This is a genomic window from Phycicoccus jejuensis (genome assembly GCF_000720925.1).
Taxonomy (GTDB): Bacteria; Actinomycetota; Actinomycetes; order Actinomycetales; family Dermatophilaceae; genus Phycicoccus; species Phycicoccus jejuensis.
On record NZ_JOEE01000078.1, the window covers coordinates 1 to 269 of the forward strand.

The window sequence follows — 269 nt, forward strand, 5'->3', positions numbered from 1 at the left end:
GGCGGCTGGTCGGTGGGAGTCCGCCGAGGGCGGTGTGGCGTCGTTGAGTGTTGTACTGCTCGAGCCAGGGGGCAAGGGCGTCGGCGCGGGCTTGGTTGCCGGTGAAGACCTGCCGGTAGGCCCATTCGGTGGCCAAGGTGCGGTTGAAGCGTTCTACCTTGCCGTTCTGTCAGGGGCAGTGGGGGCGGATGAACTTGTGCTTGGCGCCCAGAGCGGTCATCGCGGCCGCGACGTCGTTGCTCTTGCGGTAGCTGAAGTGGTTGTCGGTG

At 66.5% G+C, this 269-nt stretch carries 1 pseudogene; it reads right to left on the bottom strand.

The window, feature by feature from the left end:
• Positions 1–269: pseudogene (locus tag IG69_RS21895) on the bottom strand (integrase core domain-containing protein); the annotation flags it as partial.